This window comes from Campylobacter sp. RM12637, from assembly GCF_020137645.1.
Taxonomy (GTDB): domain Bacteria; phylum Campylobacterota; class Campylobacteria; order Campylobacterales; family Campylobacteraceae; genus Campylobacter_E.
In genome coordinates this window covers 1-277 of the sequence record NZ_JACGAV010000062.1, presented here as the reverse complement: position 1 = coordinate 277, position 277 = coordinate 1, and the positions used below count along the sequence as shown (strand labels likewise).

At 32.9% G+C, this 277-nt stretch carries 1 protein-coding gene; it reads left to right on the top strand.

The features are described 5' to 3' along the window. On the top strand, positions 1-277 hold a 277-nt coding region (locus tag AVBRAN12637_RS09750), incomplete at both ends, for a methyl-accepting chemotaxis protein (protein WP_336615836.1).

Here is a 277-nt window from a genome sequence, read left to right as displayed (position 1 = left end):
ACGTGGATTTGCTGTAGTTGCTGATGAAGTAAGAAAGCTAGCTGAAAGCACTCAAAAATCACTAACAGAAATAGAAGCAAGTGTTAATGTATTAACTCAAGGTATAAATGATATGAGTGAAAGCATTAAAGAACAAACTCAAGCAATATCTCAAATAAATGAAGCAATAAGTAGTATAGATGAGCTAACACGCGCTAATGTAGTAGTAGCTGATAATACTAATAAAATATCAGATGAAGTAGATTTAATGGCTAGCATTGCTGTTGAAGCTGTTATG